The organism is Curtobacterium sp. MCBA15_016 (assembly GCF_001865105.1).
GTDB lineage: Bacteria > Actinomycetota > Actinomycetes > Actinomycetales > Microbacteriaceae > Curtobacterium.
In genome coordinates this window covers 1-22826 of the sequence record NZ_MJGR01000048.1, presented here as the reverse complement: position 1 = coordinate 22826, position 22826 = coordinate 1, and the positions used below count along the sequence as shown (strand labels likewise).

General features: G+C 71.3%; 24 protein-coding genes and 3 tRNA genes. 15 read left to right on the top strand and 12 right to left on the bottom strand.

The window, feature by feature from the left end:
* The 4 genes from BIV03_RS16935 to tilS all read right to left on the bottom strand — a co-directional run.
* A partial coding sequence (locus tag BIV03_RS16935) for a hypothetical protein (RefSeq protein ID WP_139202049.1) occupies positions 1-830 on the bottom strand: 830 nt, incomplete at its 3' end.
* A gap of 137 nt (positions 831-967) precedes the next feature.
* Positions 968-1360 carry a hypothetical protein gene (locus BIV03_RS16930; RefSeq protein WP_071296514.1) on the bottom strand — a complete coding sequence of 131 codons (393 nt, stop codon included), beginning with the start codon at positions 1358-1360 and terminating at the stop codon, positions 968-970.
* Between the two features lie 116 nt (positions 1361-1476).
* On the bottom strand, positions 1477-2028 hold the full coding sequence (gene hpt, locus BIV03_RS16925; RefSeq protein ID WP_070417327.1) for a hypoxanthine phosphoribosyltransferase: 552 nt from the start codon (positions 2026-2028) through the stop codon (positions 1477-1479).
* Positions 2029-2037: 9 nt separating this feature from the next.
* Positions 2038-3057: a tRNA lysidine(34) synthetase TilS gene (tilS, locus tag BIV03_RS16920; RefSeq protein WP_071296513.1), complete on the bottom strand. Its 1020-nt coding sequence runs from the start codon at positions 3055-3057 to the stop codon at positions 2038-2040.
* A gap of 51 nt (positions 3058-3108) precedes the next feature.
* Here tilS and BIV03_RS16915 point away from each other — a divergent pair, with 51 nt between their 5' ends.
* Positions 3109-3600: an inorganic diphosphatase gene (locus BIV03_RS16915; RefSeq protein WP_070417329.1), complete on the top strand. Its 492-nt coding sequence runs from the start codon at positions 3109-3111 to the stop codon at positions 3598-3600.
* 93 nt (positions 3601-3693) lie between these two features.
* On the opposite strand, the gene BIV03_RS16910 is transcribed toward BIV03_RS16915, so the two are convergent.
* Both BIV03_RS16910 and BIV03_RS16905 read right to left on the bottom strand, forming a co-directional pair.
* Complete coding sequence (locus BIV03_RS16910; protein ID WP_217637408.1) at positions 3694-5091, bottom strand: NlpC/P60 family protein; 1398 nt, start codon at positions 5089-5091, stop codon at positions 3694-3696.
* A 73-nt stretch (positions 5092-5164) separates the two neighbouring features.
* Positions 5165-6436, bottom strand: coding sequence for a M23 family metallopeptidase (locus tag BIV03_RS16905; RefSeq protein WP_071296511.1), 1272 nt, complete (start codon positions 6434-6436; stop codon positions 5165-5167).
* Positions 6437-6737: 301 nt separating this feature from the next.
* On the opposite strand from BIV03_RS16905, the gene BIV03_RS16900 reads away from it, so the two are divergent.
* The 3 genes from BIV03_RS16900 (at position 6738) to BIV03_RS16890 (ending at position 7016) form a co-directional block, all read left to right on the top strand.
* Positions 6738-6810, top strand: a tRNA-Glu gene (locus BIV03_RS16900).
* A 55-nt stretch (positions 6811-6865) separates the two neighbouring features.
* Positions 6866-6942 (top strand) — tRNA-Asp (locus BIV03_RS16895).
* Position 6943: 1 nt separating this feature from the next.
* Positions 6944-7016 (top strand) — tRNA-Phe (locus BIV03_RS16890).
* A 113-nt stretch (positions 7017-7129) separates the two neighbouring features.
* Here BIV03_RS16890 and BIV03_RS16885 read toward each other — a convergent pair.
* Positions 7130-8140 carry an aldo/keto reductase family protein gene (locus tag BIV03_RS16885; protein ID WP_071296510.1) on the bottom strand — a complete coding sequence of 337 codons (1011 nt, stop codon included), beginning with the start codon at positions 8138-8140 and terminating at the stop codon, positions 7130-7132.
* Positions 8141-8333: 193 nt separating this feature from the next.
* On the opposite strand from BIV03_RS16885, the gene BIV03_RS16880 reads away from it, so the two are divergent.
* The gene (locus BIV03_RS16880) at positions 8334-8978 is read left to right on the top strand and encodes a hypothetical protein (protein ID WP_071296509.1); all 645 of its coding nucleotides are present in this window, start codon (positions 8334-8336) and stop codon (positions 8976-8978) included.
* Positions 8979-9036: 58 nt separating this feature from the next.
* Positions 9037-10029: an SDR family oxidoreductase gene (locus BIV03_RS16875; protein ID WP_071296508.1), complete on the top strand. Its 993-nt coding sequence runs from the start codon at positions 9037-9039 to the stop codon at positions 10027-10029.
* A gap of 118 nt (positions 10030-10147) precedes the next feature.
* On the opposite strand, the gene rocD is transcribed toward BIV03_RS16875, so the two are convergent.
* On the bottom strand, positions 10148-11374 hold the full coding sequence (gene rocD / locus BIV03_RS16870; protein ID WP_071296507.1) for an ornithine--oxo-acid transaminase: 1227 nt from the start codon (positions 11372-11374) through the stop codon (positions 10148-10150).
* Positions 11371-12258: a dimethylargininase gene (gene ddaH / locus BIV03_RS16865; protein WP_071296506.1), complete on the bottom strand. Its 888-nt coding sequence runs from the start codon at positions 12256-12258 to the stop codon at positions 11371-11373. Before ddaH ends, rocD begins: the two co-directional genes overlap by 4 nt.
* A gap of 246 nt (positions 12259-12504) precedes the next feature.
* Here ddaH and BIV03_RS16860 point away from each other — a divergent pair, with 246 nt between their 5' ends.
* From BIV03_RS16860 to BIV03_RS16845, 4 genes are read left to right on the top strand one after another with little or no spacing between them, the layout of a single operon-like run.
* Positions 12505-12942, top strand: coding sequence for an Lrp/AsnC family transcriptional regulator (locus BIV03_RS16860; RefSeq protein ID WP_070417337.1), 438 nt, complete (start codon positions 12505-12507; stop codon positions 12940-12942).
* A gap of 10 nt (positions 12943-12952) precedes the next feature.
* The gene (locus BIV03_RS16855; RefSeq protein ID WP_083403504.1) at positions 12953-13333 is read left to right on the top strand and encodes a hypothetical protein; all 381 of its coding nucleotides are present in this window, start codon (positions 12953-12955) and stop codon (positions 13331-13333) included.
* Between the two features lie 3 nt (positions 13334-13336).
* Positions 13337-14170: a nitroreductase family protein gene (locus BIV03_RS16850; RefSeq protein ID WP_071296505.1), complete on the top strand. Its 834-nt coding sequence runs from the start codon at positions 13337-13339 to the stop codon at positions 14168-14170.
* Positions 14167-14928: a YqjF family protein gene (locus BIV03_RS16845; RefSeq protein ID WP_254790938.1), complete on the top strand. Its 762-nt coding sequence runs from the start codon at positions 14167-14169 to the stop codon at positions 14926-14928. The genes BIV03_RS16850 and BIV03_RS16845 overlap by 4 nt, the downstream gene beginning before the upstream one ends.
* On the opposite strand, the gene BIV03_RS16840 is transcribed toward BIV03_RS16845, so the two are convergent.
* Positions 14900-15550 (bottom strand): hypothetical protein, encoded by a 651-nt coding sequence (locus tag BIV03_RS16840; protein WP_071296504.1) that lies wholly within the window; start codon positions 15548-15550, stop codon positions 14900-14902. The two genes, BIV03_RS16845 and BIV03_RS16840, sit on opposite strands and share 29 nt — an antisense overlap.
* 91 nt (positions 15551-15641) lie before the next feature.
* Between BIV03_RS16840 and BIV03_RS16835 the strand changes: the two genes are divergently transcribed.
* Genes BIV03_RS16835 through BIV03_RS16820 form a run of 4 tightly spaced genes read left to right on the top strand, consistent with a single transcriptional unit; the run spans position 15642 to position 17802 of the window.
* Positions 15642-16640, top strand: coding sequence for an SDR family oxidoreductase (locus tag BIV03_RS16835; protein ID WP_071296503.1), 999 nt, complete (start codon positions 15642-15644; stop codon positions 16638-16640).
* On the top strand, positions 16637-16975 hold the full coding sequence (locus BIV03_RS16830) for a hypothetical protein (protein ID WP_071296502.1): 339 nt from the start codon (positions 16637-16639) through the stop codon (positions 16973-16975). The genes BIV03_RS16835 and BIV03_RS16830 overlap by 4 nt, the downstream gene beginning before the upstream one ends.
* A gap of 10 nt (positions 16976-16985) precedes the next feature.
* Positions 16986-17573, top strand: a complete 588-nt coding sequence (locus BIV03_RS16825) for a dihydrofolate reductase family protein (protein ID WP_071296516.1) — start codon at positions 16986-16988, stop codon at positions 17571-17573.
* Positions 17574-17604: 31 nt separating this feature from the next.
* Positions 17605-17802, top strand: coding sequence for a hypothetical protein (locus tag BIV03_RS16820; protein WP_070417343.1), 198 nt, complete (start codon positions 17605-17607; stop codon positions 17800-17802).
* 46 nt (positions 17803-17848) lie between these two features.
* Here BIV03_RS16820 and BIV03_RS16815 read toward each other — a convergent pair whose 3' ends face one another.
* The gene (locus tag BIV03_RS16815; protein WP_071296515.1) at positions 17849-18580 is read right to left on the bottom strand and encodes a tyrosine-protein phosphatase; all 732 of its coding nucleotides are present in this window, start codon (positions 18578-18580) and stop codon (positions 17849-17851) included.
* Positions 18573-22142, bottom strand: coding sequence for a bifunctional proline dehydrogenase/L-glutamate gamma-semialdehyde dehydrogenase (locus BIV03_RS16810; protein ID WP_071296501.1), 3570 nt, complete (start codon positions 22140-22142; stop codon positions 18573-18575). The genes BIV03_RS16815 and BIV03_RS16810 overlap by 8 nt, the downstream gene beginning before the upstream one ends.
* Positions 22143-22259: 117 nt before the next feature.
* On the opposite strand from BIV03_RS16810, the gene BIV03_RS16805 reads away from it, so the two are divergent.
* Entirely contained in the window at positions 22260-22736 is a 477-nt protein-coding gene (locus BIV03_RS16805; protein WP_071296500.1) for a MarR family winged helix-turn-helix transcriptional regulator, read from the top strand.
* Positions 22737-22826 lie beyond the last annotated feature (90 nt).

Here is a 22826-nt window from a genome sequence, read left to right as displayed (position 1 = left end):
TCGAACGACCACTTCCCGTCATCACCGGCCGTGATGTTCTCGGAGATGCCCGCCGAGTTGCCGAGGATGTTGATCGCACCGTTCGGCGTCGCCGTCCCCGACAGACGCACCTTCTGCCCCGGCACGTACGACGGCGCATCCACCGTCAACGGCTTGAACGACGGCTCATCCGCCGTGATGGTGAAGATCTTGTAGTCGGTCCCCGCCGGACCGGACTGCCGGACCTTGACCTCGTGCTCAGTGCCGCGGACGGGCAAGGTTGACACGAACGACCACGTGCCGTCGTCCCGCACGGTGACATCGGTGCTCCCGAGGCTCGCCGACGGAGCGGTCACGAGGATCGATGCCCCCGGGGTCGCCCGCCCCGAGAGGACGAGCCGCTGACCGGGCACGTAGGTCGGCTCGTCGACGGTGAGGGGGATGAGCGCCGGGACGGCGCCGTCGGTGCCGCGCACGCGCATGTCGAGGACGACCGAGTCCAGGTAGCCCGACGACACGGTGACCGTGTGCACACCGGCGACGAAACCGCGCTCGGAACGGTGGCTGAACGTGCCGTCGTCACTGACCTCGACCGGGGTGACGAACTCGCCCGGGAGCCCGAACACCTGGAGTGTCGAACCGGGCCGCGCGGTGCCGGCGATCTCGACGGGCGTTTTCTCGTCGATTTCGGTCGGGGACGTGACGATGATGCTCGACGACGTCGCCTGCGACGCTGGTGCGGCCGCCGCGATCGCGGCCGAGGGATCGGCGCTGACGGCGATGCCGAGGGACAGTCCGAGGCCGAGCGCAGCGACAGCGCACACCTTGGTGGTCTTGACGAATGCTCCCACGGGAGCTCCTTTCACTAGGAGGCTCCGACCGTAAGTATGTGAAATGTACGTATGTCGAACGCTATGCGACCCGGCAGCACGGCCTCTGCGCACGGAACGGCCCGCTCCGTACAGGAGCGGGCCGTGCGGCCAGATCATCAGACCGGCAGCGGAACGAGCTCGAACCAGAGGTCGTTGCCCGGGTCCGCGGAGTCCGACACGAGCACACCGTGCACGCCACCGCCGATCTGCGGCGTGGTGAAGGACCACGTCCCGTTCGATGCCACAGGGATCTCGGCGAACACACCGAGCGACGGGATGGCGAGCTCGAGCCGCAGGCCCGGCGCGGCGGTGCCGGTGATCCTGTGCGCAGTCCCCACCTCGTAGCCGGCCGGTGACGTCAGCCCGATCGGCGCGATCTCATGAGTGGAGTAGGCCGTCGTGACGGAGCTCTCAGCAGCGAGTGCCGGAGCCGTCACGGCGACGGCGGACGTCGCGACGCCGACCGCAGCGACGGCGGTGACGATCTTCTTCGCGAGCGGAAGGGACATGGGATTCTCCTCGTTCTCATCAACGATGTCGCCGACGGCGACGGCTGAAATGTAGAACGACGGTTGGAGATCATGCCGACGACGAGTCCTATGACGGATCGTCGTCACCGCCAGGATCAGCTGTAGACGTGCGGTGCGAGCACCCCGACCCCGCGCAGGTTGCGGTAGCGCTCGTCGTAGTCCAGCCCGTAGCCGACCACGAACGCGTCCGGGATGTCGAAGCCGACGTACTTCACGTCGACCTCGACCTTGGCCGCCTCGGGCTTGCGCAGCAGTGCGACGATCTCGACGCTCGCGGCCCCGCGGGACTCGAGGTTCTGCTTGAGCCACGACAGCGTCAGACCGGAGTCGATGATGTCCTCGACGATGAGGACGTCCCGCCCGTGCAGGTCGGTGTCGAGGTCCTTGAGGATGCGGACCACGCCGGACGACTTCGTGCCGGAGCCGTACGACGACACCGCCATCCAGTCCATGCGCGCCTGCATCTTGAGGTGGCGCGAGAAGTCCGCCATCACCATCACGGCACCCTTGAGGACACCGACGAGCAGTGGGTCGCGCCCCGCGTAGTCGGCGTCGACCACCGCGGCGAGCTCGGCGAGCTTGTCGTCGATCTGCTCGGGGGTGAAGAGGACTTCGGACAGGTCTGCCTGGACGTCGGAGAGTTCCACCACCCCAGCCTAACCGGCGGTGAAGGCCAGACGGTCGCCCGATCGCGACGCCTGCACGCCCGGCAGGTCGATCGGCCCCTGCCCGCTCCAGTCGGTGACGAGCCGGCACACCTCGAGCGTCTGCACGCGGGACAGCGTCACGCCGAACTCGCTCTCCACCGCCAGCCGCACGAGCCGCTGCCGGAGGGCCGGCGGGTTCGCCGCGAGCTCCCGCACGGACAGCGAGATGCCGGCCTCGGAGTGCTCGGCGAGGTCCTCGGCCATCTCCTCGGCGAAGTGGTCGAGCGCGGCCGAGTCCTCGCGGAGCTGGTCCGCGGTGCGGGCGAGGGCCTCGGGCACGCCGGCACCGAGTTCGCGTTCGAGCGCGGGCAGGAGCACGTTCCGGACGCGGACGCGCGCGAAGGCGGGGTCCGCGTTCTGCGGGTCGTCCCACGGGGCGAGTCCGGCGGCGGCGCACGCCTGCCGCGTCGTGTGTCGACGGACGCCGAGGAGCGGCCGCCCGTAGGCCGGCCCCGCCTGGCGCCGCGTCAACGGCGCCATGCCGGACAGCGAGTCCGGCCCGCTCCCGCGGGCGAGGCCGAGCAGCACGGACTCGGCCTGGTCGTCCAGCGTGTGTCCGAACAGCACGAGGGGTGACCCGACGTCGGACGCGACGAGCGCGATCGACGCGTGCCGCGCCTCCCGAGCCGCCGCTTCGGGACCGCCCGCGGAACCGACGGCGACACGACGGACGGTCACCGGTGCGAGTCCCAGCTCGGACGCCTGCCTGGAGGCGCGGCTCGCCACCGCCTCGGACCCCGCCTGGAGTGCGTGGTCGACGACCACCGCCCCGGCTCGCAGATCCTGCTTGGGCGCCTCGAACGCGGTGGCCGCGGCGAGCGCGAGCGAGTCCGGTCCGCCGCTCAGCGCGACGAGCACGAGGTCTCCGGGGCGCACCGTGCCCTCGTCGAGCGCCTGCGCGAGCAGGGAGCGCACCGCGCGACGGGTGTCGGCGACCGCAGGGTCGAGCCGGGGACGCGGAGTGTTCACCCGGTAACGTTAGCCGCGCTTTCTTCCCGCACATCAGACCAGGAGCGCAACATGGCCGCGTACGACGTCGTCGTCGAGATCCCCAAGGGCAGCCGCAACAAGTACGAGGTGGACCACGAGACCGGTCGCGTGTACCTCGACCGCGTGCTGTTCACCTCGTTCGTGTACCCGACCGACTACGGGTTCTTCGAGAAGACCCTGGCCGACGACGGTGACCCCGTGGACGCGCTGCTGCTCCTCGAGTACCCGACGTTCCCCGGTGTGGGCGTCAAGGTCCGCCCGGTCGGCGTCTTCAAGATGAGCGACGAGGCCGGCAACGACGCGAAGGTCCTCGTGGTCCCCGCGAAGGACCCGCGTTGGGCGCACATCCAGGACATCTCGGACGTCGACGAGCAGACGAAGGCCGAGATCGCGCACTTCTTCGAGCGCTACAAGGACCTCGAGCCGAACAAGTGGGTCAAGGCCGAGGGCTGGGGCGACGCCGCCGAGGCCGAGGCGATCGTCACGGCCGGCCAGGCCGCGTACGTGCCCGCCGGTCACTGACGCTCCCGGTCCCGTTCCGGCTCGACCGGGACTGCACCGCCTGACGACGAGTGCGCACGATCCCTCGTGCGCACTCGTCGTTCTTGCGTGCGGCTAGAGCGAACCGCTCGGCCGTGCGACGTAGGGCAGCAGCTGGCCCGGGGTCCAGATCGCCCGCTCGAGCACGCCGCGCTGCGGGTTCGCCGCCTCGACCATCATGCCGTTGCCGGTGTAGATCGAGTCGTGGTACGCCTCGTTGACGGTGCCGTTGTACGAGTAGAAGAGGATGTCGCCGGGCTGCCGCTGCGACATCGGCACGAGGCGCCCGATCGACTTGAAGTAGTTGTACTGCCAGACGACGTTGTGCCCACCGGTGGCGATGCCCTGCGAGCTGTAGGCCATCATCACGAGGCCGGAGCAGTCCCACGTGTTCGGGCCCGCGCCGCCGAACTGGTACGCGTCGCCGATCTGTGCGCGGGCGTAGGCGATCGCGCCGGCTGCCTTCGAGGGTGTGCTCGGTGCGGTCGGGGTCGTCGGGGTGGTGGGCGTGCTCGGCTTCGACGGGGTGGTCGGAGTGGTCGGGGTGCTCGGCTTCGACGGTGTGGTCGGGGTGCTCGGCTTCGACGGTGTGGCCGGGGTGCTGGGCTTGGTGCCGCCGCCGGTGCTCGGCTGGGTGCTCGTACCGCCGCCCGTGCTCGGCGTGCTGCTCGCGGCGCCCCCACCCGAGCCCGAGCCCGTGCCGGTGCCGGTGGCCGCGGTCGCCCCGGAGCCACCGGTGTTCGACGCGAGCTGCGCCTCCGCCCGCTTCGCCTGCTGCGCGGTCCAGTAGGCGGCCTCGGTGGCGACGCTCGTGCCCTTGAGGTACGCGAGCTGCTGCAGCACCTCGTCCTGCTGGTCCTGCTCCCGCTGCACGCGTGCCTGCGCCGACGCTGCGGTGTCGTTCGCCTCGGCGAGGGCGGCCTTCGTCGTGTCCGTCGCCTTCGCGAGGGCCTTCGTCGCGGCGGACTGCTGCGCGGCGATCGCGTCGACGGTGTTCTGGTCCGCCTGGGCCTGGGCGAGGACGGTCGCGGAGCGCTCGGACAGGTGCGACATCGTGCCGACCCGGTAGAGCAGGTCCTTGGAGTCCCGCGAGTCGATGAGCATCGCCGCGGACAGGTCCCCGCCGCCGGTGCGCGACAGCTCGACCACGAGGCCGGCGACCTGCTGCGCGGAGGCGTCCGCCGTCCGCTCCGCCCGCTTGGACTGCGCGGTGAGGTCGTCCAGGGTCGCCTGCGCGTCCTGCTGCTGCGACGCCGCGAGGGCGTACGTCTGACCGGCCTGGAGCTCGGCGACCTGTGCGCTGTCGGCAGCGTCCTGCAGGGTCTGCAGCCGGGTGCTCAGCTCGTCGACGGTGGACTGGGCCTCGGCGGTGTCCGCCTTCGCCGCTCGCACGTCGTCCCAGCTCGGGGCGGACGGTGCCGCCTGGGCCGGGCCGGCGACCACGACGGAGAGACCGATCCCGAGGACGGCCACCACCGCGATCCCACAGGACAGGGTGCGAGCGGAGTGCTTCACGGCGTTCAGGGCCTTTCGGGCGCGCACACGGTCATACCGAGATCCCCCGCGCTGCCATGAAGGGGACCGGGTCGACGGCGGAACCGTTCACCCGGGTCTCGAAGTGGAGGTGGCAACCCGTCGACCACCCGGTCGAACCGACCTTGGCGATCTGCTGCCCGGCGGTGACGTGCTGGCCGACCGACACGAGCGTGCCGCCGTCGACGATGTGCCCGTACGCGGTCGAGATGCCCCCGCCGTTGTCGAGCACGACCTCGTTGCCGTAGCCGCCGCCGTTCGCCGCGAAGGTCACCGTGCCGGACGCCGCCGCGTAGATCGGGGCGTAGCAGGCGGGAGCGAGGTCGACGCCGGCGTGCAAGGCGTAGTTCTTCGTGTACGGGTCGAGTCGGTAGCCGAACGGGCTCGTCTGGTACCCGCCGGTCGGGCGGACCCAGCCGGACGAGTTCGGCGAACCGCCACCGGTCCCGCCCTGGCTCGTCGCCGCGGCCTTCGCCGCCGCTGCCGCGATGCGGGCCAGCCGGGCCTTCTCCACCTGGACGCCTTTGTTGTAGCGCGCCTCGACGTTCTGCTCGCTCGTGGTCAGCAGGGTGAGCTGCGCCTCGAGTCGCTCCTTGTTGTCCGCCTGGGCGTCCACGGAGGACTGCGCCTGGTCGGCGGCGGTCTGTGCGGCCTGCATCTTCTGCTGTGCCTGGTCGGCGAGGTCGCCGAGGGCCTCCTTGGCGCGGTCCGCCTTGTCGGCGAGGCCCTGGGCCACACCGCGGTCCTGCGACGCCTGCGCGTAGATGCCGTCGGCCTGTTCGCTGAGCTTGGACATCGCACCGAGCTCGTACAGCAGGTCACCCGACTTCGTGGGGTGCGTGAGGATGTCGGTCGTGACGTCGTTCGCGCTCGCCCGCCCGAGCTGTGCCGCGAGCTGACCGGCCTGCGCCTCGGACGCGGTCGCGGTCTTCTCGGCGTCGTCCGCCTGGGACTGCAGCTTCTTCTGGGTCAGCGTCGCGTCGTCGTACTTCGTCTGCGCGGTCTGGTACGCCGTCCCGGCGGCCTCGGCGGACTTCTGCGCCGCGGAGGCTTTCGCCGTGAGGTCGGCGATGAGCCCCTTGATCTGGGTCACCTTCGCCTGCTGGGCCGATTTCGAAGCCTTGGCGTTCGCGACGTCCGACCAGCTCGGGTACGACGCCGCACTGGCCGAGGTCACCGGGGCGAGGGCCGCGAAGGTGCCGGCGGTGAGCGCGACGGCGACCGCGGCGGCGATGAAGCGGCGGCGGGGACGGGGGCGGAGTGAGAGCGATGGTGAGGTCGACATACATCTCGATTTCGTAACAGCGCGGCAAGGCTCACGCACGTAACACTGTTAACAAGCGCAACAGTAACAACAGGTGTCGCACCCGCACACCCCCTCGCACGAGGGGCACGGGACCGACGACGATGGTCGCATCGGAACATCGACAGCACGAATCGGGGCCTGGTGCCCCACGGTGAGTGAAGCCCTGCGCCCGGGCGGCGACACCGCGACACGCCGGGGATTCCGCCGCGGAGCCGCTCGATTTGTGAATCCCGCGGGGCATCCGTATGCTTGTCCATCGGTAGCGCGAAGCACCGCTTGCGGCCCTATCGTTTAGTGGCCTAGGACACCGCCCTTTCACGGCGGCAGCACGGGTTCGAATCCCGTTGGGGTCACTCCTCGCAGAGTGAGCAAGCAAGCAGAGCACTACCGAACAACACAACACAACATGGCCCTGTAGCGCAGTTGGTTAGCGTGCCGCCCTGTCACGGCGGAGGTCGCGGGTTCAAGTCCCGTCAGGGTCGCCACGGCTGGATAGCTCAGTTGGTAGAGCGTTCGACTGAAAATCGAAAGGTCCACGGATCGATGCCGTGTCCAGCCACGGTGAAAGGCCCCCCACTCCGGTAGGGGGCCTTTTTGCGTTGGTCGGAGCGCGACCACGTCCAGGAGGCGCGGTGCGGGTCGGACCCGCACCGCGCCTCCTGGGACGGGCACCTACGCCTCGCGCGTCTTCGGGCTGCTCTCCTCGGTCTTCGCCGGGTCGCGTTCGACCACCGAGCCGAGGGCGTCGTCGATGCGGGACAGCAACTCCGCGGGGATCGTCACCCCGGCAGCGCCGGCGTTGTCGTGCACCTGCTCCGGACGCGAGGCACCGATGATCGCGGACGCCACGTTCTGGTTCTGCAGCACCCAGGCGACCGCGAGCTGCGCCATCGACAGGTCCAGCTCGTCGGCGATCGGCTTGAGCTCCTGCACGGCGGACAGCACCTCGTCGCGCATGAACCGCTCGATCATCTTCGCGCCGCCCTTGTCGTCGGTGGCGCGGGAGCCCTCGGGCAGCGGCTGACCGGGCTGGTACTTCCCCGTCAGCACACCCTGCGCGATCGGGGACCAGACGATCTGCGAGATGCCGAGCTCCTCGGACGTCGGGACGACCTCGCCCTCGATGACCCGCCAGAGCGCCGAGTACTGCGGCTGGTTCGAGATGAGCTGGACGCCGAGGTCGTCGGCGATCTCGTGTCCCGCGCGGAGCTGCTCCGCCGTCCACTCGCTCACGCCGATGTAGAGCGCCTTGCCCTGCCGGACGACGTCGGCGAACGCCATCATCGTCTCCTCGAGCGGCGTCTCGTAGTCGAACCGGTGTGCCTGGTAGAGGTCGACGTAGTCGGTCTGCAGCCGCTCGAGCGAACCGTTGATCGACTCGAGGATGTGCTTGCGGCTCAGGCCGGTGTCGTTGTGCCCCTTGGGTCCGGTCGGCCCGAACACCTTCGTGGCGATCTCGAGGGACTGGCGTCGCTCCCCCTTCAGCGCCTCGCCGAGGACGGTCTCGGCACCGGTGTTGGCGTAGACGTCGGCGGTGTCGAACGTCGAGATGCCGACGTCGAGGGCTGCCCGGACGCAGGCGATCGCCGCGTCGTTCTCGACCTGGGAGGCGTGGGTGAGCCAGTTGCCGTAGGTGATCTCGGAGACCTTGAGGCCCGAGTTGCCGAGGTAGCGGTACTCCATGTGCGTGTCACTCCTGTCGTGGCCGCGTCGGTGCGGCTCCGTCGGCGACGGTAGTCCTCGGGACCTCCGTGCGAGCCAGTGACTGTACGCTGATGTTTCAGGCGCGATGGGCAAAGACGAAACCCCGGCGATGTGGCCTGGGCCAGTGATCGTTCCGGGGTCTTCGTGGACAACGGTAGCAGACAGGGGTCTGATGCAGGAAGACGAGCTCGAGCGCTTGATCACGGCCGATCGGCTCCGTTCGTACACCGAGCGGACGGGGTCCTCGACCGGCGCGTTGCGGCTGTACGAGTGGAACATGCGCGCCGCGGCGTCGGTCATGGAACTCACCGGCGTCGTCGAGGTGGTCGCTCGCAACGCACTCGACCAGGAGCTCCGCGCCTGGACGGCGGATCGAACCGGGAAGCCGTGGTTCGACGTCGCGCCGCTCGACGCTCGCGGACGCGCTGACCTGGCGAAGGCACGGGCTCGGGCGAGTCGAGACGGACGGCGCGACGAAGTGCACGGACGCGTCATCGCGGAGCTCGGCTTCGGGTTCTGGCGGTACCTCGTCGAGTCGCGGTACCTGACCGCGCTGTGGACACCCGCGCTGCACCGGGCGTTCCCGCACGGACCTGCGGACTCCTTGACGCGACAACGGGAGGTACGTGGCCGACTGCAGCAGCTGCACTTCGTGCGGAACCGGGCGGCGCACCACGAACCCATCCACGCACGTGACCTGCAGCGGGACCACGACTACGCGCTCGAGCTGCTCGGCTGGATCAGTCCGCACGCGGCGCTGTGGGCGGCGGACACCACCTCGCTCCGAGCCGTGCTCCGCGCCCGTCCCGACGGGTAGGTGCAGGATCGGAAGGGTTGCGGTGCAGTGGTGCACCGCCGGGAGCGAAGGAGCGTCCATGTCGGGAGCCAGCGTGCTGTTCATCGGCGGCAGCGGGGTGATCAGTGCCTCCTGTGTCCGCGAAGCCGTCGAGCAGGGGTTCGACGTCACCGTGCTCAACCGGGGGACCACCGGGGGCAGGCCGATCCCGGAGGGTGTGACGCGCCTCCAGGCCGACGTCTCGGACCGGAACGCCCTGGCGGAGGTGGTCGGCGACCGCCACTGGGACGTCGTCGTGAACTGGATCGCCTTCACGCCGGACCAGGTGCAGGCCGACGTCGACTTCTTCGCCGGGCGGACCAGGCAGTACGTGTTCATCAGTTCGGCCTCGGCGTACCAGACCCCGGCGACGCACCTGCCGATCACGGAGTCGACGCCCCTGAAGAACCCGTACTGGCAGTACTCGCGGGACAAGATCGCGTGCGAGGAGTTGCTGATGGCGGCGTACCGGGAGCAGGACTTCCCGGTGACGATCATCCGGCCATCGCACACCTACGACGAGACGAAGCTCCCGCTGACGGGCGGCTGGACCGCGGTCGCGCGGATGCGGGCCGGCAAGCCGATCATCATCACGGGCGACGGCAGCTCGCTCTGGACGATCACGCACAGCCGGGACTTCGCGGTCGGGTTCACGGGGCTGCTCGACCGGGCCGAGGCGATCGGCGAGGCCTTCACGATCACGAGCGACGAGGCGCCGACCTGGAACCAGATCGCGCACGAGATCGCAGCGGCAGCAGGCGTCGAAGACCTGCGGATCGTGCACGTGCCGGCGGATGCGATCAACGCCGTGGACCCGGAGTGGGGTGCGGCGCTCCTCGGCGACAAGGCGAACAGTTCGGTGTTCGACAACAGCAAGGTGCGGTCGCTCGTGCCGTGGTACCGGCCGCGGACGCCCTACCGGCAGGGCGTGCGCGAGGTCATCGCCTGGTACGAGGCGAACCCCGACGCGCAGGTCGTCGACGAGCGGCTCGACGCCCTGATGGACGAGCTGGCGGCGCGCTGGGCGGTGTGACGGGCGGGGCGCTGCGGCGCGGCCGTGCTTCGTGAGCAGAAATGGTCGGGTCGCCCGAGGGCACCCGACCATTTCTGCTCACGAAGCGAGCGCGGAGCTCACGAAACGAGCGCGGAGCTCAGGCTCGCGCGCGCAACACCTCGGCGAGGGTGCCGATCGCCAGGCGCACCTCGTCGTCGGTCACGACGAGCGGCGGCGCGAAGCGGATCGTCGACCCGTGCGTGTCCTTCACGAGCACCCCGCGGTCGGCGAGGTCCTGCGCGATCTGCTTCCCGGTGCCGAGCGCGGGGTCGATGTCGATCCCCGCCCAGAGCCCGGCGACCCGGTGCGAGACGACCCCGGAGCCGACCAGGTCGTCGAGCAGCCCGCGCAGCAGCGGTTCGCCCTCGAGCGCCCGCTGCTGGAACGTGCCCTCGTCGAGCATCGCCACGACCTCGGAGCCGACGGCCGCCGCGAGCGGGTTCCCGCCGAAGGTCGACCCGTGCTCGCCCGGACGCAGGACGCCCAGCACGTCACGCCGACCGACCACGGCGGACACGGGGACGATCCCGCCGCCGAGCGCCTTGCCGAGCGTGATGAGGTCCGGGCGGACCCCGACGCGCTGCACGGCGAGGGTGTGGCCGGTGCGACCGAGCCCGGACTGGATCTCGTCGGCGACGAACAGGGCGCCGAACTCGTCGCAGATCGCCCGGACCTCGGGCAGGTAGGACGGAGGCGGGATGACGACCCCGCCCTCGCCCTGGATCGGCTCGAGCAGCACCGCGACGACGGTCTCGTCCATCGCCTCGCGCAGGGCAGCGGCATCGCCGTACGGCACGGTGCGGAAACCGGGCGTGAACGGCCCGAAGTCGTCGTGCGCCGACGGGTCGTCCGAGAACGAGATGATCGTCGTGGTGCGACCGTGGAAGTTCCCCGAGGCGACGATGATCGTGGCGCGCTCGGCGGGGACGCCCTTGACGCGGTAGCCCCAGGCACGGGAGACCTTGATCGCGGACTCCACCGCCTCGGCACCGGTGTTCATCGGCAGGACCATGTCGGTCTCGGTCAACGCGGCGAGCGCCGAGGCGAACGGCCCGAGCTGGTCGTTCACGAACGCACGCGAGGTCAGCGTGACCCGGTCGAGCTGCGCCCGCGCGGCGTCGAGCAGCCGCGGGTTGCCGTGACCGAAGTTCACGGCGGAGTAGGCGGCGAGGCCGTCCAGGTAGCGCTTGCCGTCGACGTCCGTGACCCACGCGCCGTCGCCCGACGCGATGACGACGGGCAGCGGGCTGTAGTTGTGGGCGAGGGAGCGTTCCTCGACGGCGAGCGCCGCAGCGGTCCGCGAACCGAGCGACGAGGCCGTCATCGCGCGACCGAGGTGCCGGTGCCGACGGGGTGCAGGTCGAGCGTGCAGCACTTCACGCCGCCGCCGCCGAGCAGCAGCTCGGACAGGTCGACGCCGATCGGGTTGTAGCCCTTCTCGCGGAGCTGCGACGCGAACGTGGTGGCGCGCGAGGCGATCACGACGTTGTACCCGTCGGAGTAGGAGTTCAGGCCGAGGATCGCAGCGTCCTCCTCGGTGGCGATGATCGCGTCCGGGAAGCGCTCGCGCAGGATCGCCAGCGACGGCTCGTCGAAGGCGCTCTCGAGGTAGGCGATGTTCGACGTGCCGTCCGCGGCGGGCTCCGGGTCGAGGACCGCGATCGCCGTGTCGAGGTGGTAGAAGCTCGGGTTGATGAGCTTCAGGGTGACGACCTCGCGGCCGTAGATGCGCGCGAGCTCCTCGTGCGAGGTGCTGTCCGAGCGGAAGCCGGTGCCGGCGAAGATGGTGTTCCCGATGAGCAGGAAATCGCCCTCGCCCTCGTTCGTCTCCTCGGGCTCGGCCACCGTCAGGCCCGCGCTGCGGAACCAGTCCATGTACGCCGGACCCTCGGGCTGACGCTCGGGGTACTGGAACTTCGCGCCGTACGCGACGCCGTCGAGCACGAACCCGCCGTTGGCCGCGTAGACCATGTCCGGCAGGCCCTCGATCGGCTCGATGTACGAGATGTCGAAGCCGAGCTGTTCGTAGACGTCCACGAGGGACTGCCACTGCTCGACGGCCTTCGACGTGTCGGTCGGGTCCTCGGGGTGCATCCACGGGTTGATCCGGTAGCTGACCGTGTAGTGCGTCGGCTTGCACATCAGGATCGTCCGCTTGGTGGCGGTACGGGCCGGTGCATCGGTGGTCGAGGGTGCGGTGTTCGACATCAGTCCTCCTGAGAAGGGACCGGGGCCCGAGCCTGCCAGGAACCGAAACGGAACGAAGGAGATGTGCTCCGGCGAGATGCAGGCTCACTCGCCGTAGCGGACCAGGTCGACGCCACGACGATCCTGACACAGACCGTCCGGCAAGTGCAGTACCGGGAGCGAAGCGCCGTGGCACCCGTTCGGGTGACGCACGTTTCGTGCGCCGAACCCACCGGGCGTGCAAGAAGTCCGCGTACCATGGGTGCAATGGATTCGCTCGACCACCGCATCCTGGATCAACTCCGGGAGAACGCCCGCGCCGGCTACGGCGACATCGGGTCGGTGGTCGGACTCTCGGCCTCCGCCGTGAAGCGTCGCGTCGACCGGCTGGTGGGCGACGGCGTGATCCAGGGCTTCACGATCAAGGTCGACCCCGCCGTCGAGGACCGCGGCACCGAGGCCTGGGTGGAGCTCTACTGCCGCGGGACGGTCTCCCCCGACGAGCTCCGCACCCTGCTCGACAGCGTGCCGGAGGTCATCGACGCCGGCACCGTCACGGGCAGCGCCGACGCCGTCGTGCACATGCGCTCGAAGGACCTCTCCGCGCTCGAGGAAGCCCTCGACAAGGTCCGCCTCGCACCCCAGGTGGACCACACACGGTCCGCGATCGTGCTCTCCAAGCTGGTCAGTCGCGAGACCGCGTAACGTCCCGCACATGCGACGGATGTGGGCCGGGAGGCACGGATCGCCTCCCACGGGTTCGCGCTCGGCCCGCCGGCTGGTCACCGCTGCGAGCGTCGCCTACGTCGCGAACTGCGCCTGGGGCACCGCCGTCGCCGTGCGGCTCATCCGGACGAGGAAGCTCCGCGTCGTCCACCACGGCCTGTTCGTCGTGACCGCCACGCTGACCGGTGTCGCGGCGACCACCCCGGTCTGGACGCGAAGCCGATCGGCGCTCTTCCTGCTCCCGGCGCTCGTGCCGCTCGCGGTCGCACCACGCACGAACCCGCGCTCCGGAGCACACTGGCAAGTCGCGGTCGCCGCGGCACCGTCCTACCTGGGGGCGCTGCTCGCCGGCCGCCGAGCAGAGAGGTGAGCAGTGGAGCTCTTCGAGGCGATCAGACGCCGGCGGACCACCAACGGACCGTTCCTCCCCGACCCCGTGTCGCCCGAGCACCAGCGCCTGCTCATGGAGCTGGCCGGCCGGGCACCGTCGCAGCTCAACAGCCAGCCGTGGCGGTTCGTCCTCGTCGAGGAGCGCGACACGATCGACCGCGTCGCCGAGATCAGCGGCTCGTCGATGACCCGGACCATGGCCGAGGGGACGTTCTTCGAGCGGTACAAGCCGTACTTCCGGTTCTCCCAGGCCGAGATGGACGAGCGGCGCGACGGCATGCTGTTCGACAAGCTCCCCGGACCGCTCAAGCCCTTCACGAAGCAGGTGTTCACGAAGCGTGGGCAGCTGCTCATGAACACACTGCGGGTGCCGCACACCCTCGGTGAGGAGAACCGGAAGCTCGTCGCCGGGTCGCCGCTGCTGCTCGGCGTGCTGCTCGACCGGCACGAGTACCGGAAGGAGGAGCTCTCCGGCTTCTACTCGGTGTTCAGCATGGGCGCGGCGATGGAGAACATCTGGCTCGCCACGACCGAACTCGGACTCGGCATCCAGTTCGTGTCCTTCCCGATGGAGACCCCCGGGGCGTGGGAGGAGATCGAGGGACTGCTCCACGTCCCCGAGTCGCTCGAGCTGATGGCCGTCTACCGGATCGGGTACCTCCCGCCCGAGCGCCGGCGTCCCGCGATCGACTGGACGTCGAGCGAGCGGAAGCGGCCGTCGCAGTACGTGTTCCGCGGGACCTGCGACACCCCGCAGCAGGGGTGGGACGACGCGCCCGTGGCGGGGCACATCGCCCCGGAGGCGACCACCTCGTGACCGCGGCCGTGCCCGCCGGGGGCGAACCGCGCCTCCAGGCCGTCGCCCCCGGACTGACCGGACGCCCCTGGATCTCGCAGGACTGGCTCGACGTCGTCTTCGTGCACTGGCGCGTCGACGTCTCGGCGGTGGCGCCACTGCTCCCCGCCGGGACCCGGCCGGACACCCTCACTGCGGACGGCACCGACGACGGGGCGACCACGTGGGTCGGCCTCATCGCGTTCCGGTTCGAGGACACCCGGTTCCCGCCGATCTCGACGGGGAGGATCGGGGACTTCGTCGAGGTGAACGTCCGCGTCTACACGATCGACGACGAAGGGCGGCACGGTGTGGTGTTCCTGTCGCTCGACGCCGGCAAGCTCCTGCCGACGATCGGCGCGCGCGTCGCGACCGGTCTGCCGTACTGGTGGGCCGATGCCGAGACGCGGAACGGCGACGGCCGCGTCGGCTACGCGATGCGACGACACGGGACGCACCTGCGGTCCCTCGTCGAAGTGCGGGTCGGTGCGGAGGTGACCGAGCCGACGGTCCTCGAGACCTTCCTGACCGCGCGGTGGGGCATGCACGTGCACCGAGCCGGCCGGACCCGGTTCTGGCCGAACGAGCACGAGCCGTGGCCGCTCCACCGGGCCTCGGTCGTGTCGCTGCGGGACGACCTGATCGGTGCGGCCGGACTCCCGTTCGGCCTGGCCTCGCTCGAACCGGACTCGGTGCTCTACTCGCCGGGGGTCACGACGCGGTTCGGTCTGGGGCGCTGAGCGGCGGTGCCCCCGCGGTCCGCTCGGCGACGGCGAACTGCACGACGGCCATCACCACGGCGAGCGCCGCGAAGAGCGATCCCGGGCCGATCCAGACCGCCGCGAGACGATCCGGCACGGCCGGGGCCGTGAACCCCACGACGGACAGGCCCGTGCACGCCACGGCGACGAACACCGACGCCCACGCCACGAGCAGTCGGTCGACACGGGGCACCGACCGGGCGAAGCGGAACGTCATCGGGATCCAGCCCACCGCACCGAAGAGCACGCCGAACGGGAGACCGACGACGAGGCTGCCGATCGCGAGGATCGCTGCCGTCGTCACACCGACCGTCATCCGGACGACGTGCAACCGCCAGGAAGCCGTCATGGTCTGCTCGGCGTAGGCCGATCTCCCGGCAGCGGCCAGGGCGATCGCCCCAGCGGCGACGACGGTCCCGCTCCCCGCGCAGACGACCGCGCCGAGTGGCTCCCCGAAGCGGGCGGCGGCCAGGACGAGCAGCACCGCCAGGAGCATCACGAGGACCGGGAGCGTCCAGACCTCGTGGTGTCGCGTCGGGGTGCTGAGGACCCAGCCGGGTGGAGGCGTCCCCTCGGCGGTGTCCTCGTTCCGGGTCTCCACGAGCCCATCATGCTCGTGGCCGACCCCGCCTGCATCCGTCCGGGGGACAGCGGCTGAGTGGTGCACGGTCGACCGCAGGTACAAGGGAGCCATGACTCGAGTGGCAGTGGTGACCGGTGGTTCCGCAGGACTGGGACGGGCGACGGTGCGGGAGCTCGCCGCGCGGGGGTGGGACGTCGCCGTGCTCGCGCGGGGGCGGGACGGGGTCGAGGCCGCGGTCGCCGAGGTCGAGGCGGCCGGACGACGAGGGCTGGCACTGGTCGCGGACGTGTCCGACCGGGAGGCCGTCGAGGCAGCCACGGACCGTGTCGAACAGGAGCTCGGGCCGATCGACCTCTGGGTCAACGGCGTGATGGTCGGCGCGTTCGGACGGTTCATGGACACCGCACCCGAGGACTTCGAGCGCGCACTGCACGTGACCTACCTCGGCTTCGTGAACGGCACTCGGGCAGCGCTGTCCCGGATGGTCCCGCGCGACCGCGGGCAGGTCGTCCAGGTCGGTTCGGCCCTCGGCTTCCGGGGCATCCCGCTGCAGGCCGCGTACTGCGGGGCGAAGCACGCGATCGTCGGGTTCACCGAGTCGGTCGTGTCCGAACTCCTCGAGCAGGGCAGCAAGGTGCAGGTCTCCCGCGTCGACATGCCCGCGCTCAACACCATCCAGTTCCAGTGGGTGAAGTCGAAGCTGCCGCACCAGCCCCAGCCGGTCGCACCGATCTACCAGCCGGAGGTCGGCGCACGGGCGATCGCCGCCGTCGCCGAGCGGCCCCGTCGCCGCACCTGGGTCGGGGAGTCGACGGTCTACACGATCCTCGGCAACCGGATCAGCGGGCGGTTCGCGGACTGGTACGCCGCGAAGACGCTGGTGTCCGGGCAGCAGGACCCCGAGAAGGACGGCTCGGCGATCGGCGTGAACCTCTACGAACCGGTTCCAGGGGACCACGGGGCGCACGGGGTGTTCGACGACACCGCGCACGCCTGGTCGCCGCAGACCTGGTGGGTGGAACACCGCCGGCTCGGGAACGGGATCGTCGGCGCGGTGCTGGCCGGTGCGGCGGGAGCCGTGGCGCTGGCGGCGGGACGACGACGATGACGTCGGGCTCCGGTGTCGAGGCCTTCCGGGCCGCCGTGGGGTTCGGGCACGCGGTCCGGGCCGCACGGGGCGGTGGGCAGCCGGTGCTGGACGTCGTGCTCGCGGCGCGGCAGCTCACCCAGGCGGGGCTGGTCGGCCGCGCCGGGACTCCCGACGCACACACGCTCAGCGCGGTCGTGGACACCCTCCACGGCCTGACCATGGTGCCGCTGGCCGTCGCGGACCGGCGACGGCGCCGGTTCGCCCTCGGCCAGCTCGGGATCTCCCTGGTGCTGGTGATCGCCGAGTGCGCGGCCGTCGGCAGCGGACGACGTGCTGTCGGAGGTGCTCGGTAGCGTCCCGGGCATGAGCACGACCTACTCCGTCGCGTCCTCGCTGGACGGGTTCGTCGCCGCGCCCGGCGACGACCTCGACTGGCTGCTGCAGTTCGGCTTCGAGCCGTTCCAGGAACACCACGACCGCTTCTTCGCGGGCGTCGGCGCCCTCGTGATGGGGTCGACCACGTACGAGTGGCTGCTCGCCCACGACGACACCTGGGCGTACCCGGACCTGCCGACCTGGGTGTTCACCACGCGCGAGCTGCCCGTGCCGGACGGCGCCGAGGTGCAGTTCGTCTCGGGATCGGTCGCGGACCACCAGTCGGTCCTCGAGCGGGCGGCGGGCGATCGCGACGTGTGGGTCGTCGGCGGCGGTCTGCTCGCAGCGCAGTACCAGCAGGCCGGGCTGCTCGACGAGCTCCGGGTCACCGTGATGCCGATCGCGCTCGGCGCCGGTGCGCCCCTGCTGCCGGTGGCCGCGCCCACGCCGGTGTTCGAACTGGTCGGCACGACGCCGTTCGTGGGCGGCGCGGTCGAACTGCACTACCGGTCGACACCGGCGGCCGGTGACACGGACCCGCACTCCGTCGGCCAGGATGCGCGCACCGACGCCTGACGCCCACCAGCCGCGGCGTAGCGTCCGTGCCATGAGCGACAACGAACAGACCGAGCCCGTCATGGACGGCGCCACCGAGGCGACGAACCACGAGAAGCTGCACGGCCTCATCGAGCAGGTCGACCACGACCACGCCGGCGAGGGCGCCGGAGCGATGGCCGACCACCTCCGTGACCGGATGGACGAGACCGGCGTCGTGGACGAGGAAGCCGGCGACACCGAGGACTGAGCCCCGCCGGACGCCACCGCGCGCGTCCGCGGACGGTCCCCGTCGGTCAGGCGACGTCCGCGCGGAAGGTGCGCAGTGCCTCCAGGTCGTCCGCGTCGAGACCGGCACGCTCGACGAACCGGTCCACGTCGAACGCGGCGAGGGCCGCGCGGAACGCCCCCTCGACCGTGGTGCCGTGCTCGGCGCACAGCGCCTCGATCTTCGCCTCGTTCGAGGGGACTCCGATCGAAGCGAGCAGCGCCGGGGCGTTGTCGACCGTGACGAGGTGGTCGGCGACGATCGCCTCGGGTTCGACGCCGGCGAGGGACAGCAGGACGAGCGCGATGATCCCGGTGCGGTCGCGTCCGCCCGCGCAGTGGAAGAGGACACCGCCCGGTTCGGCTCGGGCGATCGCACGCAGGACCGAGCCGGTGCGCTCCGGCAGTTCGGCGAGGTGCGGGCCGTAGTACAGCGGTGTACCGACGAGCCCGGTCTCCCAGTACGCCTGCCAGAACGCGGGAGCCGCGTCGAGTCCGTCGTGGTCGATCACGACGGTCGTCACCCAGTCCGGCCGCGTACCGGTGTCCTTCTCGGTCTCCCACGGCGCGCGCAGGTCGACGACCGTGCGGACCCCCGCGTCGCGCAGCGCCTGCCAGCCGGCGGGGCTCACGCGGTCGACGTTCTCGGACCGGAAGACCTGCCCGGACGGGGTCGTCCCGCCGTCCCGCAGCGGGAGCCCGCCCAGGTCGCGGGCGTTGAACAGCCCCTCGGCGTGCAGGGTGCGGTCGGCGTCAGACATGCAGCTCCGCGAGGTCGGGGTCGAGGTCACCGAAGCGGTGCGCCGTGATCGACACCGTCTGTTCGCGCAGGAAGGGCAGCATCTCGATGATCCCGGCCTCGACCACGGGGGCGTCGTGGATGGCCACGTCGACGCTGGCACCCAGGGCTTCCTCGAGCGCGAGCGGGTCACCGCCCACGAGCCGGATCCGGGCGCCGGGTCCGCCGAACGCCGTGTGCGCCGGGCGGTCCTGCCCCTGGGCGAGCACGGCGTCGAGCGCATCCTGCTCGACCTCGTCGCCGGAGGACCAGTCCGGCCGGAACAGGTCACCGGAGGCGGCACGGCGGAGGAACTCGTCGTCCGACTCGACCAGGTGGTCGACGACGTGCAGCGGTGATCGGCTCGACGCGAGCAGTTGCGTGAGCGGTCCGGGGAGTGGCCGAGCCGTGCTCACGAGCAGGTCGGCCCGGGCGGCGGTCGCGGCGGCGAGCACGCGCACGAGGTCGCCGGACGAGGCGCCCTCGGCCTGCCGGACGATGACGGACTGCGGTCGCCAGCGCAGCACGTTCCGCTCGACGACGAGCCCGGCCGGGTCGTGCGCCACGCCGAACTCGGACTCGCGTGCGCGGACGTCGCTCAGTGCACCGGCGCGCACCTGGTCGAACTCCTCGAACGACAGGCCGCTGCGGGCCGCCTCGATCACGGCGGTGACCCGCGGCGGCAGGCCGTGCAGCTGGATGCTCTTGTGCACGGTCCGGGGCGTGGGCTCCCACCGGCCGAGCGTCGCGACGGACATCGAGCCGCCGGGTTTCGTCCCGGTGCCGACCGACGAGCGCTTCCACCCGCCGAACGGCTGCCGGTGGACGATCGCGCCCGTGGTGCCGCGGTTGACGGACAGGTTGCCCGCGCGGACCCCGGCGATCCAGTCCGCGACCTCGTCGGTGTCGAGGGAGTGGAGGCCGGCGGCGAGCCCGTGGTCGGTGCCGTTCTGGATCGCGATCGCCTGGTCGAGGGTGTCGGCGCGCATGATCCCGAGGACCGGGGCGAGGTACTCGGTCTGGTGGAAGTCGCTGCCGGGCCGGACACCGTCGCGGATCCCCGGCGACCACAGCCGGCCGGAGTCGTCGAGCGGGACCGGCTGCACCAGCCAGGACTCCCCCGGGCCGAGCTCCGTGAGCCCGGCGCGCACCGTGCCCTCGGGCTCGGCGATGAGCGGCCCCACCTGCGCCGTCGGGTCGTCCGGCCAGGCGACACGCAGGGTGCGGGTGGCGTCGACGAGCTGTCGGCGGAAGTGCTCGCTCTCGCCGACCGCCCCCACGAGGATCACCAGCGAGGCCGCGGAGCACTGCTGCCCGGCGCGACCGAACGCCGACCGGACGATGTCCTGCACGGCGAGGTCGAGGTCCGCGCTGGGAGTGACGACGATCGCGTTCTTGCCGCTCGTCGCGCCGGTGAGCGGCAGACCGGCCCGCCACCAGCGGAAGGAGCGTGCGGTGTCGGCCGAGCCCGTGAGGACGATCCGGTCGACGGCTGGGTGCGCGATGAGGTCGCGGCCGAGCTGGTCCTCGTCGAGGTCGACGAGCTGGAGCAGGGAGTGCGGGACCCCGGCGTCCCAGAGCACGTCGGCGAGCACCGCCCCGGAACGCTTCGCCTGGGGCGCGGGCTTCAGGACGACCCCGCTGCCCGCGGCGAGTGCGGCGAACACGCCCTCGGCCGGGTTCGCGACGGGCGACGTCCACGTCGGCGCCACGACCGTGAGGCGCGGCGGCACGTACCGGGCACCGTCGCCGTCGAGCACGGCCAGCCGCCGGGCGCTGTCGGCGGCGTGGTGGGCGGAGTCGATCGCGGCGCTCACGTCGGAGTCGGCCTCGCTGAAGGTCGTGCCCGTCTCCGCCGCCGACACCTCGATGAGGTCGGCACGCCGCGTCTCGAGCTCGTGCGCGATGAGGTCGAGGAGCTCGGCGCGGTCGGACGGGTCCTGCCGTCCCCAGTTCACCCCGGCCTGCGCCGTCCGGGCGACGATGCGCTCGAGCTTCGACCGGTCGGCGACCTTCGAGCCGCGGATCGTCTGCGCACCGAGCTGCGAGCGCGGCACCCGCCGGAGCACGTCGATCGCCCACTCGCGGTTCGCCGCGGTCGACGGGTCGGTGTCGGGTGCGTTCGTGAAGGCGTCACGGTGCACGGGGTCGCCGATCGGGGCACGGCGGTCCTGCGTCCGGTTCGTGGCCGGCACCGGACCGGGAGCGTCGAGGGCCGCGATCGCCGCCAGCCACCGGCCGCGTTCACGCTCGAAGACGCTCTCGTCCTGACCGATGTCGCCCGATGCGGCGACGAAGCCGTCCGGACTGGCGCTCTCCTGCAGCCGCCGCACGAGGTACGGGATCGCGGCGTCGAACTGGTCGGGGTGCACGACCGGGGTGGAGACGACCACCCGTCCGACGTCGGCACGGACGGCGTCGGCGGACGCGGACGCCATCCCGAGCAGCACCGCGACGTGCACGCCGTCGGTGACGCCGCGGCGCTGGGCGAGGGTCCACGCCGTCGCGAGGATGAAGAGGTTGTGGCTCGCGACCCCGATCCGGACCGCGTCGATGCGCTCCGGCGTCAGGGCGGCGTCGAGCAGCCGGAGGTGGGCGGTGTCGGTCTCCTGCTTCGACCCCCACGTGGCGAGGGGCCACCCGTGCAGGATCGCGTCGACCCGTTCCGTCGCGAGCGAGGCGCCCTTGACGAGTCGGACCGTGATCGGCGCACCGCCACGGGCACGCCGCTGCTGCGCCCAGGCGGTCAGGGAATCGAGTGCGCCGGCGGCGTCGGGCAGGTACGCCTGCAGCACCACGCCGGCGTCCAGCCCGAGGAACTCGTCGCGGTCGAGGAGCGTCCGGAACGCAGCGAGCGTCACGTCGAGGTCGCGGTGGTCCCCGGCGTCGAGCGTGACGGACTTCGCGGTCGGGGACGACGCGGCGAGCCGGTACAGGGGGACGAGCCGGTCCACCACCCGTTCGACGGTCTGGTCGAACGCCCACGCGGACATCTGCGGCACGACCGAACGCACACCGATCGACACGTGGTCGACGTCGTCACGCGCCAGCAGGTCCATCGTCGCCTGCAACCGTCGGTCGCTCTCCGCGCTGCCGAGCACGGCTTCGCCGAGCAAGTTCACGTCGACGACCGCACCCGGGCCGCCGACCTTCGCGAGGGCGGGCCCGAGCTTCGCGTCGGTGGCGTCGACAACCAGATGCCCGGTCATCCGCCGCAGGATCTTCCGCGCCGTGGGCACCACTGCCCACGGAGCCATGGTCGCGAACCCGCCGCCGAGCGTCACCGCGCCGCGCAGGGACCAGGACAGGAAGTCCGGGACGTCGCGGCTGACCTGCTCGAGGTTGCGGGCCACGACGCGTGGGTCCTCGGGGCGGATCACCTTGTCGACGAGACCGCGCGTGAAGTCCAGCCCCCGGTCGTCCCGCAGGGCCTCGGCCAGGCGGACCGCCCCCGCGTCGGGCTTCGTCCCCGCGGACGCCGCCAGCCACCGCCGCACGAGGGCGACGGCGTCGTCGGTGCAGTCCTGCAGTCGGGCGCTCGGCATGCACCGATCGTATGCTGCGCCACCGACCGCACCTCGGAGCGAGCCGTGCGCCACCGGCGAGTCATCCGAGCGGATGATCATGCCGTCGAAGCGTCCGGAGGTCGATACGCTGACGCCATGTCGAACGAGGGCGCCGAGGGCCACGACTGGGCGACGTGGGACGCCTACCACGACGTCTGGCGACGCCTCGACCGAGCGCTCGACCAGGCCGTGCAGCACGGCGCAGGCATCTCGATCCCCGAGTTCGAGATCCTCATCGGACTGCACCGCGAGCCGGACCACCGGTTGCGGGTCCGCGACATCGCGGCCGGGATCGGCTGGGAGAAGTCACGCGTCAGCCACCAGGTCACGCGCATGGTGGCGCGGGGCCTCGTCGAGCGCGCGGACTGCCCCACCGACGGACGGGGCAGCTGGGTGGAGATGACCCCGGACGGTCGCCGCGCGGTGCTCGCCGGCATCCGTGCGCACACCGGTGCGCTCGAGGACCTGTTCTGGAGGCCCGTGGGGACCGACGCGGACACGCTGCGGTCCGTCAGTGCTCGCGTCGAGGCCGCGATCGGCCCCGACGATTCGGATCCGGACAGCGCCGACTGAGACGACGAGCACCGAGACGACGACACCCCCGCCCCGGGACGGCCGGGACGGGGGTGCGACGTGCGGGGGTGTTACTTGATCTTGGCGGTG